Source organism: Pseudoduganella flava, assembly GCF_007830495.1.
Lineage (GTDB): Bacteria > Pseudomonadota > Gammaproteobacteria > Burkholderiales > Burkholderiaceae_D > Rugamonas > Rugamonas flava.
The window spans coordinates 307,661-326,999 of sequence record NZ_VLKW01000004.1; the positions used below are offsets into that span (position 1 = coordinate 307,661).

The following is a 19,339-nucleotide window of genomic DNA, read 5'->3' on the forward strand; positions in this document are numbered from 1 at the left end:
TTTTATCGGTCTGTCTGTTGCTCACCTATCAGGAAATTCCGTAGTGTGACTATTTTGCAAAACGAAGTTCTTTCGTATCGCATGCGGGCAAAATTCTGGTATAAAAACCGGCTGCGCTGCGCCAACCTCACACCGCTTCGGCCGCGCCGCCGACGAGGATGGCCGCGCCGTCCGGCTGCGCGCGCAGCAGGCATGGGCTGTCCACGTTGGTGCCCTGGTACAGCAGCACGGGGCCACCCAGCAGCACTGCCAGCGCGCCCGCCGCGACGCCTGTCGCGCTGTCTTCCATGCCCGGCTCCAGGTGGTTGAAGTTGCGCCCCTCCAGCGCGCCGTCCGGCCGCCGGCACCACGCATAGCAGCCGCTGATTCCTTGCTCCTTGCCCCACGCGTGAATGGCCGCCAGGTCCGGCCGCAACGCGTGCAGCGCCTCCGGCCCGGCCACTTCGAGCAGCAGCTTCGGGCTGCCCACCGACGCGATACGCGGCGGCGACACGAGCGCGATGCCCGGCACGAGGCGCTCCACCAGATCGCCCGGCAGCGGCGGTTGCGGGGCATCCTGCAGCGCCAGCGCCACGTACACGTCGGCGCCGCGGCGCAACAACGTCAGCGCCTGGCCGCGCAGTGCGGTGCGCACTTGCAGCGGTCCCGGCGCATCGCCCAGCAGCACGCGGGCCGCGGCCAGCGTCGCATGCAGGCATAACGGGCTGCGCATGTGCGGGTAGTAGTAGTCGAGCACGAGGCCATCGCTCCGGTCGACAAACACGCAGGCGCTCCTGCCGCTGGCCGCCGCGTAAGCCTGGCGCGCCGCGGCGTCGCGTTGATCGTCCAGCAGCACCAGGGCCGCATTGCCTTCGCCCGGGCGGATGCCGAAGCATTTCAGTTCGTGGATGGGGGAAATGGAAGGTGAGGTGGTGGTCATGCGCGCAGTCTACCGGAACGTGGAGGCGGACTGGAGTGGGGTTATAATACTGTACGTTTATACAGTATCAATATCGGTTTCAACATCAGCCATGCCACCCGTCCCGCCGTCGTTCAGGCTGCCCCCGTATGCGGAGCTGTTCTGCATGACGAACTTCTCGTTCCTGCAAGGCGCCTCGCATGCCGAGGAGCTGGTGGCGCGCGCCATCGCCCTCGACTACACGGCGCTGGCGATCACGGACGAGTGCTCGCTGGCCGGCGTCGTGCGCGCGCACGGCGAGGCGAAACAGGCCGGCTGGAACAGCAATCTGCTGATCGGCAGTTGGTTCCGGCTGACGGGCAAGGATGGCAATGAAGCCCTGTCGCTGCTGGCGCTGGCGACGAACCGCAACGGCTACGGCAACCTGTCCGAGATGATCACGCTGGGCCGCACGCGGGCGGAGAAGGGCAGCTACCTGCTGCATCCGGAGGATGTCGCGGCACCGCCGCCAGAGCGCGCGCACCTGGCCGGGCTGCCCGATTGCCTCCTGATCCTGCTGCCGGCCTATCCCGTGTGGGAAGCGGTGGACATCGACCGGCTGCACGCGCAGGCGACGTGGATGGCCACTACGTTCGGCGACCGCGCGTGGCTCGGCCTGAACCTGCTGCAGCGCGCATTCGACGAAGGGCACCGGCAAAGCGTCGAGGAGGTGGCGGGCCAGCATGGGCTGCCCGTCGTCGCGGTGGGGCATGTGTGCATGCATGTGCGCTCGCGCAAACCGCTGCACGACACGCTATCGGCCATCCGCCTCGGCAAGCCGGTGGCCGAATGCGGCTATGCATTGGCGCAGAACGCCGAGCAGCACCTGCGCTCGCGCCTGCGGCTGGCGAACGTCTATCCCCATGCGGCGCTGGCGGAAACCGTGCGCATCGCGCGCCGCTGCACGTTCTCGCTGGACGAGCTGCGCTACGAATACCCAAGCGAGCTGATACCGGCAGGGCATACGCCATCGTCGTACCTGCGGCAGGAAACGTATCACGGCGCCCACGTGCGCTACCCGAGCGGCATTCCCGCCTCGGTGCAGGCGCAGGTCGAGGACGAGCTGGCGCTGATCGCCGAGCTGAAATACGAGTACTTCTTCCTGACCGTGTACGACATCGTGCGCTTTGCCCGCTCGCAGGAGATCCTGTGCCAGGGGCGCGGCTCGGCCGCCAACAGCGCCGTGTGCTACTGCCTCGGCATCACCGAGGTGAACCCGGTCGAGAGCACGCTGTTGATGGGCCGCTTCATCTCGCGCGAGCGCGACGAGCCGCCGGACATCGACGTCGACTTCGAGCACCAGCGGCGCGAGGAGGTGATCCAGTACATCTACACGAAGTACGGCAGGCACCGCGCCGCACTGGCCGCCACGGTGATCTGCTACCGCCCGAAAAGCGCGCTGCGCGACGCCGGCAAGGCGCTCGGCGTCGATCTCGCCATCGTCGAGAAGGTGGCGAAATCGCACCACTGGTTCGACAGCAAGCACGAACTCCTGAACCGCTTCGCCGAATGCGGGCTCGATCCGGATACGTCGCTGGCGCACCAGTGGGCCAGCCTGGCGCAGAAGATGCTGGGCTTCCCGCGCCACCTGTCGCAGCACGTGGGCGGCTTCGTCATCGCGCAGGACAAGCTGTCGCGCCTCGTGCCGATCGAGAACGCGACGATGAAGGACCGCAGCGTGATCCAGTGGGACAAGGACGACCTGGAGGAACTCGGACTCCTGAAGGTCGACGTGCTGGCGCTGGGCATGCTGTCGGCATTGCGCCGCGCGCTCGACCTGATCGGCCAGCGCCGCGGCGAGGAATTCCGCATGCAGGACATCCCGCGCGACGACACGGCCACCTACGACATGATGTGCGCGGCCGATACGGTGGGCGTGTTCCAGATCGAGTCGCGCGCGCAGATGACGATGCTGCCGCGGCTGCGGCCGCGCCGCTTCTACGACCTCGTCATCGAGGTGGCGCTGGTGCGGCCCGGCCCGATCCAGGGCGGCATGGTGCACCCTTACCTGCAGCGCCGGCTCGACCCCACGCTGGTCGATTACCCTGAAGGCCTGGAGGCGGCGCTGGAGCGCACGCTGGGCGTGCCGATCTTCCAGGAACAGGTGATGCAGGTGGCGATGATCGCGGCCGGCTTCTCGGCGGGCGAGGCGGACCAGCTGCGCCGCGCGATGGCCGCGTGGAAGCGCAAGGGCGGCATGGACAAGTACCGCGGCCGCATCATCGACGGCATGACGGAGCGCGGCTACGACGTGGAGTTCGCCGAACGCATCTGCGAACAGATCCAGGGCTTCGGCGAATACGGCTTCCCGGAATCGCACGCGGCCAGCTTCGCGCTGCTGACGTACGTGAGCTCGTGGATCAAGTGCCACGAGCCGGCCGCGTTCCTGTGCGCGCTGCTGAACAGCCAGCCGATGGGCTTTTATGGGCCGTCGCAGCTGGTGCAGGATGCGAAGCGCCACGGCGTCGAGGTGCGGCCGATCGACGTCACCGTCAGCGGCTGGGATTCGAGCCTGGAAGAGCAGGGCGCCGGCCAGCCGGCGGTGCGCCTGGGCCTGTCGCTGCTGCGCGGCATGCGCGCCGAGGCGGCCGAACGGATCGAGATGGTGCGTGCGATGCGGCCGTTCGCCGACGTGGCCGACATGGCGCGCCGCGCGCAGCTGGACCGGCACGACCTGCAGGTGCTGGCCGGCGCGAACGCGCTGGCAAGCCTGGCGGGCAACCGCCGCCAGGCGCTGTGGGAAGCCGTCGGCGCGGTGCCGGACAAGGACTTGCTGCGCCCCACCCAACCGGTGGAGGAAGCGCCGCGCCTCGTCGCGCCGAGCGAAGGCGACGACATCATCGGCGACTACCGTTCGGCGGGCCTGACCCTGGGCCGGCATCCGGTGGCGCTGCTGCGCCCCGCATTGCTGGCCAAGCGCTTCCTGCCGGCCGACGTGCTGAACACGTTCGCGGACGGCCAGCTGGCGCGCGGCGCCGGCATCGTCACCGTGCGCCAGCGCCCCGGCACGGCGAAGGGCGTGCTGTTCATCACGATCGAGGACGAGACGGGCAACGTCAACGTGATCGTCTGGCCGGACCTTGTCGACAAGTTCCGGCGCGAGGTGCTGGGCGCGTCGCTGCTGGGCGTGTACGGCGTGTGGCAGCAGGAAGGCATCGTGCGGCACCTCGTCGCGAAGCGGCTGGTGGACCTGTCGCACCTGCTGGGACGGCTGCCGACGTCGAGCCGCGATTTCTGTTGAGGGGAGAGCCGTTCGCAGGGGGGCCTGCAAATGCGGTAGCATGTCGTTTTGCTACGATTTCGAGGAGAACACCATGACCGGGCAAACCCAGACCCAGCATGCGCTCGTTGCGCTGCGCATCGAGGTCACGCCGTACAGCTACGACCAGCGCATGGTCCAGTTCACGGCCACCAGCGACACGGGCGCCGTGGCGCCGCTGACCGTGCAGGTATCTGATACGACGATGACGCAGGCGCATGACGCGTTCGCCGCCGTGGCGGCGCACTCTTCGACGGCGGAAAGCGGCTTCGCATTCGGCCGTGGCGACAGCGACCGCGTGGCGTTCGAATTCACCGGCTACACGGCCGGCCGGTTCGGTCTGCGCTGCACGTTCGCCTACGCCGGCGCCGCGGGCTACAACACCGTGACCCTGACCGCCCAGGTCAGCGACGCATCGCTGGGCCGCCTCGTCGACGGCTTCGGCCAGCTGCAGGGCGTCGAAGAAGGCTCGTTCGACTGGACCGTGGCAGGCTGACGGTCACGCCCACCGGTGGACCGGTACTGTATCGGTCCATCGGGCGGCCACTGTACCTGTCACCGCCCCGCGCGCCAGGTTACACTGGGCGCTCGCCCACTCCCTTCATGCGCCATGCCAGACACTGCTTCGTTCCCCGCGACTGCATTCCCTGCGACTTCATCCCGCGCTCCGCTGGCGATCCGCCACGCCGAGCTGCCGCGCGACCTGCCCATCGTGCGCGAACTGTTCCGCGAATACGCGGCCGAGCTGGGCGTGGACCTGTGCTTCCAGAACTTCGAAGAGGAGCTGGCGACGCTGCCGGGCAAATATGCCGCACCCCGTGGCCGCATCCTGATCGCCTGGGATGGCGACAGCGCGGCCGGCTGCGTCGCGCTGCGCCCCGTCGACGCGGAGCGTGGCGAGATGAAGCGGCTGTATGTGCGGCCCGCCTACCGTGCCCGCAAGCTGGGGCGCGCGCTGGCCGAGCGCATCTGCGACGAGGCACGCGCCGCCGGTTATCGGGAGATCTGCCTCGACACGCTGGCGACGATGCAGGCCGCCGTCGGGCTGTACGAGCAGCTCGGCTTCCGGCCGATCGGGCCGTACGTGCACAATCCGCTGGAGGGCGTGCTGTTCCTCGGCCGGGTGCTGTGATGGAAGGCCTGGCGATCCGCCGGGCCGGCATCGACGACGCCGATGCGATCGGTGCGCTGATCGCCGATTTGCTGCCGTTCCTGACGTTGCACCCGGACGGCCGCGGCGCCGCAGGCTTCATCGCCAGCGTCGGCGCGCCAGCCCAGCGGCGCTACCTGGCGCAGCCGAACTTCCGCTATCACGTCGCCGCTGACGGCGGCAGCGCCATGCCGGCGGGCGTCGTCGCGATGCGCGACAACGGCCACCTGTTCCACCTGTTCGTGCGCCGCGACCTGCACGGCAGGGGCCTCGGCCGGCAGCTGTGGGAGTTCGCGCGCGACGAGGCGATCGCGCTGGGCAATCCGGGCACCTTCACGGTGAATGCTTCCGACCATGCGGTGGCCATGTATCGCCGGCTGGGCTTCGTGCCGGCCGCGCCGCGCGCCGAGCATGACGGCATCGCCTACCTGCCGATGCGCTGGCAGGCCGGCTGAAGGGCGGCGTCTGCCGTTTAGCCAATCGTCCCGATCTGGACGGTCTTGCCCTTGAAGACGTCTTCGACGCAGGCCGTGTTGTCGCTGCCGACCTTCGCCTGCACCGTCAGTTGCGGCACGCCGTCGACCAGCTCGGAGCCGTCGTCGTTGCGCACCACGATCTCGACGGTTTCGCCTGGCGCATAGTGCTCCGTCTCGACGTGCAGGTTCAGGTCCACGTAGTGCCGTGACACCGACTCGACCGGTGTGCGGTCCGGCCCATAGCTCCAGTAGATGCGCTTGACGGCTTTCTCCGCAGCCGGTTCGCTTGCCGCCGCATCGGCAGCCGGCTGTGTCGCCGCGGCCGCCGCCACTGCAGCCGCGGCGGCGGGCGCCGCACGCGCTGCGCTTGCGGACGCACCCTGAGCGCCGCCACCGCCACCGCCCGCCGCTTCGACGACATCGGTGAACTGCGTCGGGATCAGCTTCGCGCCGCATGACGTCTTCATGCCCGCCACGGCGACACCCTTGCCGTAGATCGTCGTCGTGACGACGCCTTCGACGATCGGGAAATTGCCCTTGCACTTCGGGCAGTACACCTTGTGCCCGATGAACGCGATCGGCTTGCCGTGACAGATGTCGTTCGGCGACCCTTCCAGCACCGTGCCGTCATGGTCCGTGCGGTCGCCCTTGCGGATGATTTCTCCAGCCACGTGATCTCCTCAGAGCTTGAAAGGGGAATCGGCGTTCGCGGCGCAGCGCAGCACCGGTACCGGCCCGCCGTTTTCCACGCTTGCCTTGCCGTTGGGGCAGGCCTGCTCCAGCGTCGGCAGCGGGTAGCGGCGCTTCACTTTCCCCGCCGTGTCGAACGCGATGCCGGTGCCGCCCACCAGCACGCTGTCGTGGCACTCCTGGTCCGTGCAATAGCGCACGCAGTCCTCACACGCCACGGCTTTGTCGTCGCGGAACGCCTGACATTGGTCGTATTGCGGCGGCACGAGCACGGTGAAGCGCCCGGCGACGAAATAGCCGCACTTCGTGGTGCCGGCTTGCCGCACGTCGAACCGGCCGATGCCATGTGCCGCCTGCGGGAAGTCGAAGTCGCCGGTGTGGCGGATGTTCGGCACGACGACGCGGCCGGTGCGGTCGACGGCCAGCAGTTCGCGCGGCTCGGCGATCAGCACCGTGGCCATGCCGTGCTCGTTCCATGCGAGCCGGCCGAGGTACTTCGGCTTGACCCGCCGCTCGCCGCCTTGGCCCGTGAAGCACTGCGCGCTCCACTCGGCGCCGCCGGCTGCGCGCGGGCAGGGCTCGGCGCCATGGGCTGCCGCCGCCCCGTGCAGCACGAACAACACCCCAAGCATCAGCGCGCGCATCATTTCAGCTCCCAGAATTTGACCTTGGTGGTCTGGATGACCTTGTCGCCCGCGAGCATCGTCAGCCAGAAGTAGTAAGTGTTTTTCGACGCGTCGTCGTGGTCCGTCGCGTAGGCGAGCTGTTTCGCGCCGCCGTCCCACAGCGTGAAGTGGCCCGACGCGTCGCCCCAGCCGGCCACCTCGAAGACGACGATGCCGTTGCGGCCGGCCAGCTTCTTGTCCAGGAAGTCCTGGGCCAGCGCCACGCGCTGCTTGAACTGGGCGCCCATCGCGGCGTTGTCGCCGAACATCGAGGCGGGGATCACGGGCAGCGCCAGTTCCTCGTCCGCGCCCTTGAAGCGGTTCGCCAGTTCCGCCTTCAGGTCGCTGACGCGGATCCAGTACGTGTAGCCGTCGCCGCCCTGCATCGAGCCGCCCGCGCTGGGCGCCTTGCCCAGCTTCAGGCCGCTGCGATTGAGGCCGTACGACATCCGCACGGCGCACGTGTTCTGGTAGGCCGGGTGTTCGTACAGCTTGACGAACTTGCCGCCGATCTTGCTGTCGTACAGCGTTGCGGTCGGGACGGTACTGTCGGGATAGTGCTGCTTCATGTCGGCCCATGCGGGCCGGCGCGCGGTCACCGAGGCGGAAGCGGTGGCCGACGTAGCGGTGATAGCCAAGTTCCTGTTCCTTCAAAGAAGTGTCAGGGCGAAATTATAGCTTTGATAAGAGTGGCGGGGGCAAGAGAGCACATACAAAAAAACGCGCCCTCCCGAAGAAGGGCGCGCGACTGCCGCGGCGCGTCGTCGCCCGGCCGAAGCCGGCGGCCCGCGCAGGACGCAACCGGCAAGGGAGATGGCGGTCCCGGCGTCTACCGGGCCGCCATGCCATCAGAGCACGCGGCCGGACGAGTGTCCGAGCGGCGAGCTGCTGCTGATTCCGTAGTAATTGTGGACTTCCGTTGCCCAGGACTGGTTGGCCATGTCGGGCCAGTGGTCCTTGTCGAAGCCGGGTGCGTTCTCGATGCGGTCCTTGTCGATGTTCAGGCGCAGCTGGTGGTTGGCCGTGTCCAGGGTCAGTGCTTCCCAAGGAATGGCGAACAGTTTCTCGCCGATCGTCAGCACGCCGCCGGAAGCCATCACCACATAGGCGACCTGGCCCGTCTGCATGTCGAGCATGATCTCCTTGACGGTGCCCAGGTGCTCGTCCTTCAGGTTGTGGATGTGGTCGCCGATCAGCGTGTCGGCACCCATCAGGCGCGGGCCCGGACCCTGGTGTCCCTGGTCGACGTAATTGCCATATGCATCGCGTTCGTTCATGGTCGCCTCCTGTTGAAATAAAGGCATTTTCCGCGCGGGACAGTGGTCCGGTCTGTACGCTCCCGCACAGTGGACGGCCCCGCCGCCGGGGCGGCGAAGATGATAAAGCTGCCGGATTAAGCTATAATTTCAATTTCCCGCTGTGTGCCCATCGGCACCCCATCTTGCAATGACCAAATTTGTCTTCGTCACTGGTGGCGTTGTGTCGTCCCTTGGTAAAGGGATTGCCGCCGCCTCCCTCGCCGCGATCCTCGAATCGCGCGGCCTCAAAGTCACCATGCTCAAGCTCGACCCGTACATCAACGTGGATCCGGGCACGATGAGCCCCATGCAGCACGGCGAAGTGTTCGTCACCGACGACGGCGCCGAGACCGACCTCGACCTGGGCCACTACGAGCGCTTCATCAGCACCCGCATGCGCAAGGTGAACAACTTCACCACCGGCCAGATCTATGAATCGGTGATCCGCAAGGAGCGCCGCGGCGAATACCTGGGCAAGACGGTCCAGGTGATCCCGCACATCACGAACGAGATCCAGGACTATATCCGCCGCGGCGCGGAAGGCTACGACGTGGCGCTGTGCGAGATCGGCGGCACCGTGGGCGACATCGAATCGCTGCCGTTCCTGGAAGCGGCGCGTCAGCTGAGCCTGCGCGTGGGCCGCAAGAACTGCGCGTTCGTGCACCTGACCCTGGTGCCGTACATCGCGTCGGCCGGCGAACTGAAGACGAAGCCCACCCAGCACTCGGTGCAGAAGCTGCGCGAGATCGGCATCTCGCCGAACGCGCTGCTGTGCCGCGCGGACCGCAAGATCCCGGAAGACGAGCGCGCGAAGATCTCGCTGTTCTCGAACATCGAGGAACAGGGCGTGATCTCCGTGTGGGACGTGGACACGATCTACAAGGTGCCGCAGATGCTGCACGACCAGGGCCTGGACTCGATCATCTGCGAGGCGCTGGACATCGATCCGAAACCGGCCGACCTGTCCGTGTGGAGCAAGCTGATTTACACGCTCGAGCATCCGAAAGAGGAAGTGTCGATCGGCATGGTCGGCAAGTACGTCGAGCTGACCGAGTCGTACAAGTCGCTGACGGAAGCGCTGCGCCACGCCGGCATCCACACCGAGAGCCGCGTCAACATCGAGTACATCGACTCCGAAGAGATCGAAGCGAAGGGCACGGCCGACCTGGCCAAGTACGACGCGATCCTGGTGCCGGGCGGTTTCGGCAAGCGCGGCGTGGAAGGCAAGATCCGCGCGGCGCAGTTCGCCCGCGAGAACGGTGTGCCTTACCTGGGCATCTGCCTGGGCATGCAGGTGGCGCTGATCGAATACGCGCGCCACAAGGCCGGCCTCGCCAACGCGAACTCCACCGAGTTCGAACCTAACACGGATCAACCGGTCGTCGCGCTGATCGACGAATGGCAGAACCACGATGGCAAGGTCGAGAAGCGCGATGCGAATTCCGACCTGGGCGGCACGATGCGTCTGGGCGCGCAAGCCTGCGCGGTCAAGCCGGGTACGCTGGCGCACGAGATCTACGGCGGCGTCGTGACCGAGCGTCACCGCCACCGCTACGAGGCGAACAACCACTACCTGTCGCGCGTGGAAGAGGCGGGCCTTGTCGTGGCGGCCCGTACGCCGACGGAAGACCTGTGCGAAATCATGGAACTGCCGCGCGACGTGCACCCGTGGTACATGGGCGTGCAGTACCACCCCGAATTCAAGTCGACGCCGCGCGACGGCCACCCGCTGTTCACGTCGTACATCCGCGCCGCGCTGGCCCACAAGGCGGCCGGCAAAGGCCAGGCCGCCAACAGCGCGGCCGAATTGCAAGGAGATGCAGCATGAAACTGTGTGGATTCGACATCGGCCTCGACAAGCCGTTCTTCCTGATCGCCGGCACCTGCGTGATCGAGTCGCGCCAGATGGCGTTCGACGTGGCCGGCGCGATGAAGGAGATGACGACCGAACTGGGCATCCCCTACATCTACAAGTCGTCGTTCGACAAGGCCAACCGTTCCTCGGGCACGTCGTACCGCGGCCCGGGCATGGAGAAGGGCCTGGAGATCCTCGCCGACGTGAAGCGCGAGCTGGGCGTGCCGGTGCTGACGGACGTGCACTCGATCGAGGAAGTAGAGATCGTCTCGTCCGTCGTCGACGTGCTGCAGACGCCGGCGTTCCTGTGCCGCCAGACGGACTTCATCAATGCATGCGCGCAGTCGGGCAAGCCGGTGAACATCAAGAAGGGCCAGTTCCTCGCGCCGCACGACATGAAGAACGTGATCGACAAGGCACGCGCCGCCGCACGCGCCAAGGGCCTGGAGGAAGACAACTTCATGGCCTGCGAACGGGGCGCCTCGTTCGGCTACAACAACCTGGTGTCCGACATGCGCTCGCTGGCGATCATGCGCGAGACGGGCGCGCCGGTGGTGTTCGACGCCACGCACTCGGTGCAGCTGCCGGGCGGTAACGGCACGTCGTCGGGCGGCATGCGCGAGATGGTGCCCGTGCTGTCGCGCGCGGCCGTCGCCGTCGGTGTCGCCGGCCTGTTCATGGAAACCCACCCGACGCCGGCCACGGCACTGTCGGACGGCCCGAACGCCGTACCGCTGGGCCGCATGAAGGAATTGCTGTCCACGTTGATCGAACTCGATCGCATCACGAAGAAGGCCGGGTTCCTCGAGAACAGCTTCGAGTAAAAACGTTCGCGAGCCACAGGCTCCGATGAAACCCAACGGCGTGAAGCCAGGGTCAGACCCGCCGGGGCTTTGCAGGCGGAGAGCACCGCTCTCCGCCTGCAAAGCGGTGCTGGCATGCATGCCAGCACTCCCTCCTGACCCGTTTTTCTACCGCTCGCGAGCCGCAAGCCCCGTTAGAACCAACGACGTGAAGCTGGGGTCAGACCCGCCGGGGCTTTGCAGGGGATTCGGAGAGCACCGCTCTCCGCCTGCAAAGCGGTGCTGGCATGCATGCCAGCACTCCCTCCTGACCCGTTTTTCTACCGCTCGCGAGCCGCAAGCCCCGTTAGAACCAACGACGTGAAGCTGGGGTCAGACCCGCCGGGTCTGACCCCGGTTTTGCGCCGTTGGTTTTTATTAGGTCAGCGGCGCTCAAGCGTTTTGTAGTAAGGACGCGCGCTTCCCTACAAAGCCATCCTCTGTTACCCTTGCTGCAATTTTGCGCGCGCATCAAGCATGTCAACATCACCAGCGGCGCGCACCCACCCGTTTCCCCCAACTTTGGAGACTTTTCATGAGTGCTATCGTAGATATCATCGGCCGCGAGATCATCGACTCGCGCGGCAATCCGACCGTCGAATGCGACGTGCTGCTGGAATCGGGCGTGATGGGCCGCGCCGCTGTACCGTCGGGCGCATCGACCGGTTCGCGCGAAGCGATCGAACTGCGTGACGGCGATCCGAAGCGCTACTTCGGCAAGGGCGTGCTGCAAGCCTGCGAGAACATCAACACCGAGATCTCGGAAGCGATCATGGGCCTGGACGCCAACGAGCAGGCCTTCCTGGACCGCACGCTGATCGACCTGGACGGCACCGAGAACAAGTCGCGCCTGGGCGCGAACGCGATGCTGGCCGTGTCGATGGCCGTCGCCAAGGCCGCCGCGGAAGAAGCGGGCCTGCCGCTGTACCGCTACTTCGGCGGCTCGGGCTCGATGCAGATGCCGGTGCCGATGATGAACGTCATCAACGGCGGCGCGCACGCCGACAACAACCTGGACATCCAGGAATTCATGATCATCCCGGTCGGCGCACCGACCTTCAAGGAAGCGATGCGCTACGGCGCCGAAGTGTTCCACACGCTGAAGAAGATCCTGCACAAGAAGGGCCTGACGACGGCCGTGGGCGATGAAGGCGGCTTCGCACCGTCCGTCGCGAACCATGAGGAAGCGATCAAGCTGATCATCCAGGCGATCGAGGAAGCGGGTTACGAGCCGGGCACGCAGATCGCGCTGGGCCTGGACTGCGCCGCATCCGAATTCCACAAGAACGGCAAGTACGAGCTGGAAGGCGAAGGCCTGTCGCTGACCGCGCAGGAATTCACGAACCTGCTGGCGACGTGGTGCGACAAGTACCCGATCATCTCGATCGAGGATGCGATGGCCGAAGGCGACTGGGAAGGCTGGGCGACGCTGACGCAAGCGCTGGGCCAGAAGGTGCAGCTGGTCGGCGACGACCTGTTCGTCACCAACACGAAGATCCTGAAGGAAGGCATCCAGAAGGGCATCGCCAACTCGATCCTCATCAAGATCAACCAGATCGGCACGCTGACGGAAACGTTCGCCGCCATCGAGATGGCCAAGCGCGCCGGCTACACGGCCGTGATCTCGCACCGTTCGGGCGAGACGGAAGACTCGACGATCGCCGATATCGCCGTCGGCCTGAACGCGCTGCAGATCAAGACGGGTTCGATGTCCCGCTCGGATCGCATGGCGAAATACAACCAGTTGCTGCGCATCGAAGAGGATCTGGGCGACATCGCCAGCTACCCGGGCCGCGAAGCGTTCTATAATCTGAAGTAACAGCAACTCTCATTGCCGGCCGGGACTCCCGGCCGGTTCTTTATTTTCTATGCGTTTGATAACCCTTGCCCTGGCAGCGCTGCTGCTGCTGATCCAGTATCCGTTATGGTTGGGGAAGGGCGGATGGCTCCGCGTGAAGGACCTGGAACAGCAGGTCGACGACGCCCATGCGAAAAACGACGAACTGAAGCGCCGCAACGGGAAGCTCGATTCGGAAGTGCGCGACCTGAAGGACGGCACTGGCGCCGTCGAGGAACGCGCGCGCTACGAGCTGTCGATGATCAAGCAGAACGAAATCTACGTGCAGATCCTGCACAAGGGCCAGATCCCTGGCGACGGCGCCACGCCTGCGCCGCCGGCGGCCGACGAGCCCGCCAAACCAGCCCGCCGCTGACACCCGCCTCCCGGCGCGCCTTCGCGCCGCCGTCCTTCGCGCCCGCATTGCTGCGGGACGGGAACGCGTAACTGCGTGCCTATGCGTAAGCAGAAACCCTCATGTATCCTATTTGCCTAGATAAATATAATTAGGCCTTCAGCGTTGCTCGCCCCTGCGCAAGCCCATGTAAGCATTTGAAGTCTTAAAACGTGGCCAGTGTTGGCTACCTGGTCAGCCAGACCTGCAATGCCGGCGGACGGCCGCCAGCCACCTCGCCGAACGCGGCACGATACGCCGAACCCCGGCATGTTCCCCCATGCCGTCGATCGATCAGTAAATCCCGAACACATCATCGCGCGCGCACCGTCCCTGGACGGTCGGCTGCCGCTTTCTATGATTCCTGGAAGGACCCACCATGTCTGAAGACCATCGCAATACTTCCGCCGCGCCTGCCAAGGGCAAGCGCGTCTCCCGCCGCAAGTTTCTCGGCGTGGCCGCCGGCACCGCAGCCGTACTGGGCGGCGCCTCCGCTGTCTTCGGTCGCCAATACCGTGCCGACAAGGCGGATCGCACGGTCGACGTGCTGCTGATCGGCGGAGGCATCATGAGCGCGACGCTCGGTGTCTACCTGGCCGAGCTGGAGCCGAAGTGGACCTTCGAAGTGTTCGAACGGTTGGACAAGGTCGCGGAAGAAAGCTCCAACGGCTGGAACAACGCGGGGACCGGTCACTCGGCGCTGTGCGAACTGAATTACACGCCGATGGACGACAAGGGGCAGGTGCACATCACCAAGGCGATCGAGATCAACGAGAACTTCCAGATCTCGCGGCAGTTCTGGTCGCATCAGGTGCGCAAGGGCGTGCTGGGCAATCCGCGCGAGTTCATCAATTCGACGCCCCACATGAACCTGGTGTTCGGCAAGGAGAACCGGGAGTTCATCCAGAAGCGCGTCGCCGCGCTGAAGGCGTCGCCGCGGTTCGCCGGCATGGAAATGACCACCGATCCGGCGCAGATCGCCAAATGGGTGCCGATCATGATGGAAGGCCGCAAGCCGGACGAGATCGTCACCGCCACCCGTTCGCCGCTCGGCACCGACGTCAACCTGGGCGCGATCACGCGCCAGTTCTACAAGCATCTCGGCGAGACGCTGGGCAACCGCGTCACGACCGGATACGAGGTGCGCTCCATCACGCGCAACGACGATGGCTCCTGGCGCGTGTCGGCCTTCGACGTCAACGACAGTTCGAAGGTCCAGACGGTCGATGCGCGGCACATCTTCATCGGCGCGGGCGGCGCCGCGCTGCCGTTGCTGCAGCGGACGGGCATTCCGGAAGCGAAGCAATATGCCGGCTTCCCCGTCGGCGGCGAGTTCCTCGTCACGGATAATCCAGCCATTACCGCGCGCCACCTGGCCAAGGTGTACGGCCTGGCGGATACGGGTTCGCCACCGATGTCGGTGCCGCACCTCGATACCCGCGTGCTGGACGGTAAAACCGTGCTGCTGTTCGGGCCATTCGCCACCTGGTCCACCAAGTTCCTCAAGAACGGTTCGTACTTCGATATCGGCAAGGCCACCACGGCGTCCAATGTCCTGCCGCAGTTGCAGGTCGGCGTCCACGAATTCGCACTCGTGAAATACCTGGCGCAGCAACTGGAGCAGTCCTGGGACGACAAGATGGCGGCGCTGCGCCGCTACATGCCCGAGGCGAAGGACGCGGACTGGCGCCTGTGGCAAGCGGGCCAGCGCGTGCAGATCATCAAGGACATTCCCGGCAAGGGCGGCGCACTGAAGCTCGGTACGGAAGTCGTCGTGTCGGCGGACCGCTCGGTGTCGGCGTTGCTGGGCGCGTCGCCAGGCGGCTCCACGTCGCCGGCGATCATGCTGTCGCTGCTGGAGAAGGTATTCCCGGATCGGATGAAGACGGCCGCGTGGCAGGAAAAGATTCGCGAGATCGTGCCGTCCTACGGCAAAAAGCTGAACGAGAACGCGCAGCTGCTGGCGACGACCTGGGCTGCTACCGCCGAAACACTGCAGTTGGCGATCGCGTCGCCAGGTCTGGAGGGTTTCGTCGGCGGCGCGGTGCCGGTCGACGGACCTGGGCAACTGAAAAAAGTGCCGGATATCGCGCTGTAGTGCGATCAGGCTGAAGCCGGGCGTGCGCCGATGAAGCGTTGGTCGCGCCATGGCTGAGCCCCATTTTGGCGCGCAGCCGCACCAGCAAGGTGCTGATGAGCGCCGAAATGCAGCACCGAAATGCCGCGCACCGTTGTGCGGCATTCCTCACCAAAACGGCACAGTTCTTGCTCACTCCTGGTGCTTTTGCACATTTATAGGGAGTGGTGGTCAATGGAGGCGTATAAGAACGGTGCCGATGCGTTGTTCGTCCTGCTGGGCGGCATCATGGTGCTGGCAATGCACGCCGGGTTCGCGTTCCTGGAACTCGGTACCGTGCGCAAGAAGAACCAGGTCAACGCACTGGTCAAGATCCTCGTCGATTTCGCCGTCTCGGCGATCGCCTATTTCTGTGTCGGCTATGGCATCGCCTATGGCGTGCACTTCTTTGGTGCCACCGACACGCTCGTCGCGAAGAACGGCTACGAGCTCGTCAAGTTCTTCTTCCTGCTGACGTTTGCCGCCGCGATCCCCGCGATCATCTCGGGCGGCATCGCCGAGCGTGCCAAGTTCTATCCGCAGATGGCCGCCACGGCCTTGCTGGTCGGCCTCGTCTACCCGTTCTTCGAAGGCATCGCGTGGAACAACCTGTTCGGTATCCAGCCGTGGCTGCAGGGGACGTTCGGCGCGCCGTTCCATGACTTCGCCGGCTCCGTCGTCGTCCACGCCGTCGGCGGCTGGGCCGCATTGCCGGCCGTGCTGCTGCTGGGCGCGCGCCGCGGCCGCTACACGAAGGATGGCCGCATCGCCGCGCACCCGCCGTCGAACATCCCGTTCCTCGCGCTGGGCGCGTGGATTCTCGCGGTCGGCTGGTTCGGCTTCAACGTGATGAGCGCGCAGACGTTGGACAAGATGAACGGCCTCGTCGCCGTCAACTCGCTGATGGCGCTCGTCGGCGGCACGTTGACGGCGCTGGTCCTCGGCCGCAACGACCCCGGCTTCGCCTACAACGGTCCGCTGGCGGGCCTGGTGGCCGTCTGCGCCGGCTCCGACCTGATGCACCCGCTGGGTGCGCTCGTCACGGGCGGCGTTGCCGGCGCGATCTTCGTCGTGATGTTCACGCTCGCGCAGAACAAATGGAAGATCGACGACGTGCTGGGCGTGTGGCCGCTGCACGGCCTGTGCGGCGCGTGGGGCGGCATCGCGGCCGGCATCTTCGGCAGCCATGCGCTGGGCGGGCTGGGCGGCGTTTCGTTCGTTTCGCAGCTGCTCGGTACGGTCCTGGGCATCGTCATCGCTGGTGTGGGAGGTGCGCTCGTGTACGGCGTGCTGAAGGCCACCGTCGGCTTGCGCCTCGACCCGGAGCAGGAATTCGACGGCGCCGACCTGTCGATCCACAAGATCAGCGCCACGCCGGAGCGCGAGACGATCGCCGGATGAGCCTGTGTCACTGGTGCCAGGCACCAGTGACACAGGCTCATCGGTAATGCTTGAAAATAAGAATCATTCGCATTAAGATGGCATTCTTGCGCCAGCCACCCTGTTCCGGATCAGGGGCCAGCTTTCGACTGACCTCTCGCACTGGAACACCATGGATGCACACCTTGCCCGCCGGCGCCTGCTGCCGGCGCTGCTGATGTCCGCGCTGGCGCCGCTCGGCCACGCACAAACCACCACCTCGACCACCACCACCGCCCTCGGCGAAATCCTCGTCACCGCGCGGCGCGACGAAGCGCCGGCGGGTACGAAGACCGTCCTCAGCGCCGCCGAGCTGGCCCGCCAGGGCGCGCAGGACATGCGCAACATCGCCCGCTACGCGCCGCTGATCAGCGTGCCGAACGCGGCCAGCGGATCGGGCAGCGTGTGGGACAGCACCGGCAACACTGGCTTCAACATCCGCGGCATCGACGGCAACCGCGTCAGCATGGACGTGGACGGCATCGCGCTGCCCGACGCGGCACCGAAGCCGGACGGCACGTCGCTGAACACCTTCGGCATCGGCCGCGATTACTTCGACCCGGAGACGTTCCGCGAAGTGAGCATCACGTCCGGCACCACGGCGACCGGCCCGGGAACCCCCGGCCTGGGCGGCGCCGTGGCGCTCGTCACGAAAGCGCCGGAAGACTATGTGAGCAAGGAGCACCCCGTCCACGCGGACTACAAGTTCGGCTACGACGGCTCGAACCACATGCGCATGCATGCGCTGACGGGCGCCGCCGACATGGGCGGGATGCAGCTGCTCGCGCTGTTCGTGCACCGGGACGGCAAGGAGTACGAATCGGCCGGCAACACCGTGCAGAACCCGGACGACTGGGATTCCGACGCGCTGCTTGCCAAGCTGTCGTGGTATCCGCTGGCGGGCCACAAGGTAACGGCCACCATCGACGCCTACCAGGCCAGCCACGTGCGCGATTACCTCAACAAGGTCAGCGCGCTGTATCCGCAGGGCGTGGACCAGCAATCGGACACGCGGCGCAGCCGCTTCTCGCTCGACCACGAATTCACCGGCAAGACGGCGCTGTTCGACCGGCTCGATTCGCGCATCTACGCACAGAACGCGGAAGTGGACGACCGCACCGATGCGTACTACGTTTCGGGCGGCCAGCGCTACCAGCGCGCGATCGATACGGGCTACTTCAACAGGAGCCGCGGCATCGCCAGCAATGCCGTCAAGGAGTTCGGCGCGCACCGCCTGTCGTACGGCATCGCTGCGGAAGACGTCGAGACGCGCCGCCCGTGGCGCGAGGACCGCACGGTGCTGGCCACCGGCACCCACCAGATCACGAACAAGAACCGCATGGTGGACACGGACACGACGAAGCTCTGGGCGTTCGCGCGCGCCGAACTCGCGCTGACGGATAGCCTGACGTTGACGCCGGGCCTGCGCTACGACTGGCGCGAACTGGAACCGAAGAACGTGCAGGACTACGTGGTCGCCGTGCCGGCCGCCCAGAAGGAGCTGCGCACACGGAAGGACGACTACTTCACGCCGAGCCTGGAGCTGGCGTACAAGCTGCGCCCCGACCTGACGGCCTACGCGAAGTACAGCCGCGGCACGCGTCTGCCGACGGCCGCCGAGATGACCGGCACCTACGACTCGTTCAGCTACACGGGCGCCGGCACCGGCTACGCGGTGCTGGGCAATGCGGACTTGAAGAAGGAAACCAGCAACGCGTTCGAACTGGGGGTGCGCGGCGAGGCGGTGCCCGGCGTATCGATCCAGGCCGCCGCCTTTCACACGAAGTACAGGAACTTCATCGAGTATGCCGAGCAGCCGCTCGATCTCGTCAACTACCCGACCATCACGCAGTTCCTGTACCGGCCGGAGAACGTCGGCTCGGCGAAGACGTGGGGCGCCGAGGTCTCCGCGCAGTTCGCGTTGAAGCAGTGGTCCGCGGCGCTGAACGGTGCCAGCGTGACGGTGGCGGCCGGCGTCCAGCACAGCAAGGCGCGCAACGAGGAGACCGGTGTGGAAGGCGAACTCGCGTCGACCCTGCCGCGCAAGATCAGCGCGACGTTCGCGTGGGACGACCCGGCCAAGCGGGGCGGCGCCGCGCTGTCCGTGTTCAGTGTGCACGGCAAGGAGGCCAAGGCGGACGTGATCGCGGGTACGACGACGGCGCGCTTCGCCGTGCCCGGTGCGACGGTGGCGGACCTGACGGCGTACTGGAACATCGGCAAGCACGCCAGCGTCACGGCCGGCATCTACAACCTGACCGACAAACAATACTGGGACTACGCATCGTCGCGCAGTCTCGCCGCCGGCACCACGGCAACGGCGCTGGCCGACATCGAACGCCAGGCCCGCCCGGGCCGCTACGGCGCCGTCACGTTCAAAGTCATCTACTGAGGAGAACAA

Annotated in this window: 16 protein-coding genes; 11 read left to right on the forward strand and 5 right to left on the reverse strand. The window is 66.2% G+C overall.

Features of this window, described 5'->3' with window-relative positions; genetic code table 11:
- Positions 1–127: 127 nt before the first annotated feature.
- Positions 128–919 carry a PhzF family phenazine biosynthesis protein gene (locus IP92_RS13020; protein ID WP_145875447.1) on the reverse strand — a complete coding sequence of 264 codons (792 nt, stop codon included), beginning with the start codon at positions 917–919 and terminating at the stop codon, positions 128–130.
- Between the two features lie 91 nt (positions 920–1,010).
- Here IP92_RS13020 and IP92_RS13025 point away from each other — a divergent pair, with 91 nt between their 5' ends.
- The 4 genes from IP92_RS13025 (at position 1,011) to IP92_RS13040 (ending at position 5,801) form a co-directional block, all read left to right on the forward strand.
- Positions 1,011–4,178 (forward strand): error-prone DNA polymerase, encoded by a 3,168-nt coding sequence (locus IP92_RS13025; RefSeq protein WP_145875449.1) that lies wholly within the window; start codon positions 1,011–1,013, stop codon positions 4,176–4,178.
- Positions 4,179–4,251: 73 nt separating this feature from the next.
- A complete protein-coding gene (locus IP92_RS13030) occupies positions 4,252–4,692 on the forward strand; it encodes a hypothetical protein (RefSeq protein WP_145875451.1) in 441 nt (146 codons plus the stop codon).
- A gap of 114 nt (positions 4,693–4,806) precedes the next feature.
- Positions 4,807–5,328 (forward strand): GNAT family N-acetyltransferase, encoded by a 522-nt coding sequence (locus tag IP92_RS13035; RefSeq protein ID WP_145875454.1) that lies wholly within the window; start codon positions 4,807–4,809, stop codon positions 5,326–5,328.
- A complete protein-coding gene (locus tag IP92_RS13040) occupies positions 5,328–5,801 on the forward strand; it encodes a GNAT family N-acetyltransferase (protein ID WP_145875456.1) in 474 nt (157 codons plus the stop codon). The genes IP92_RS13035 and IP92_RS13040 overlap by 1 nt, the downstream gene beginning before the upstream one ends.
- Positions 5,802–5,818: 17 nt before the next feature.
- On the opposite strand, the gene IP92_RS30195 is transcribed toward IP92_RS13040, so the two are convergent.
- From IP92_RS30195 to IP92_RS13060, 4 genes are all read right to left on the reverse strand, one after another.
- Positions 5,819–6,493, reverse strand: a complete 675-nt coding sequence (locus IP92_RS30195) for a PAAR domain-containing protein (RefSeq protein ID WP_199271924.1) — start codon at positions 6,491–6,493, stop codon at positions 5,819–5,821.
- Between the two features lie 9 nt (positions 6,494–6,502).
- Positions 6,503–7,159 (reverse strand): hypothetical protein, encoded by a 657-nt coding sequence (locus IP92_RS13050; protein ID WP_145875459.1) that lies wholly within the window; start codon positions 7,157–7,159, stop codon positions 6,503–6,505.
- Complete coding sequence (locus IP92_RS13055) at positions 7,156–7,815, reverse strand: type VI secretion system amidase effector protein Tae4 (protein ID WP_145875461.1); 660 nt, start codon at positions 7,813–7,815, stop codon at positions 7,156–7,158. The genes IP92_RS13050 and IP92_RS13055 overlap by 4 nt, the downstream gene beginning before the upstream one ends.
- A gap of 210 nt (positions 7,816–8,025) precedes the next feature.
- Complete coding sequence (locus IP92_RS13060) at positions 8,026–8,454, reverse strand: PRC-barrel domain-containing protein (protein WP_145875463.1); 429 nt, start codon at positions 8,452–8,454, stop codon at positions 8,026–8,028.
- A 169-nt stretch (positions 8,455–8,623) separates the two neighbouring features.
- On the opposite strand from IP92_RS13060, the gene pyrG reads away from it, so the two are divergent.
- The 7 genes from pyrG to IP92_RS13095 all read left to right on the forward strand — a co-directional run bounded on the left by pyrG (position 8,624) and on the right by IP92_RS13095 (position 19,330).
- The gene (gene pyrG, locus IP92_RS13065; protein WP_145875465.1) at positions 8,624–10,303 is read left to right on the forward strand and encodes a CTP synthase; all 1,680 of its coding nucleotides are present in this window, start codon (positions 8,624–8,626) and stop codon (positions 10,301–10,303) included.
- On the forward strand, positions 10,300–11,154 hold the full coding sequence (gene kdsA, locus IP92_RS13070) for a 3-deoxy-8-phosphooctulonate synthase (protein ID WP_145875468.1): 855 nt from the start codon (positions 10,300–10,302) through the stop codon (positions 11,152–11,154). Before pyrG ends, kdsA begins: the two co-directional genes overlap by 4 nt.
- Positions 11,155–11,707: 553 nt before the next feature.
- Positions 11,708–12,991, forward strand: a complete 1,284-nt coding sequence (gene eno / locus IP92_RS13075; RefSeq protein ID WP_145875470.1) for a phosphopyruvate hydratase — start codon at positions 11,708–11,710, stop codon at positions 12,989–12,991.
- Positions 12,992–13,040: 49 nt separating this feature from the next.
- Complete coding sequence (ftsB, locus tag IP92_RS13080) at positions 13,041–13,385, forward strand: cell division protein FtsB (RefSeq protein WP_145875472.1); 345 nt, start codon at positions 13,041–13,043, stop codon at positions 13,383–13,385.
- A gap of 397 nt (positions 13,386–13,782) precedes the next feature.
- Positions 13,783–15,501 carry a malate dehydrogenase (quinone) gene (mqo, locus tag IP92_RS13085; protein WP_145875474.1) on the forward strand — a complete coding sequence of 573 codons (1,719 nt, stop codon included), beginning with the start codon at positions 13,783–13,785 and terminating at the stop codon, positions 15,499–15,501.
- Between the two features lie 213 nt (positions 15,502–15,714).
- Positions 15,715–16,920, forward strand: coding sequence for an ammonium transporter (locus IP92_RS13090; RefSeq protein WP_145875476.1), 1,206 nt, complete (start codon positions 15,715–15,717; stop codon positions 16,918–16,920).
- A gap of 151 nt (positions 16,921–17,071) precedes the next feature.
- A complete protein-coding gene (locus tag IP92_RS13095) occupies positions 17,072–19,330 on the forward strand; it encodes a TonB-dependent receptor domain-containing protein (protein ID WP_145875479.1) in 2,259 nt (752 codons plus the stop codon).
- Positions 19,331–19,339 lie beyond the last annotated feature (9 nt).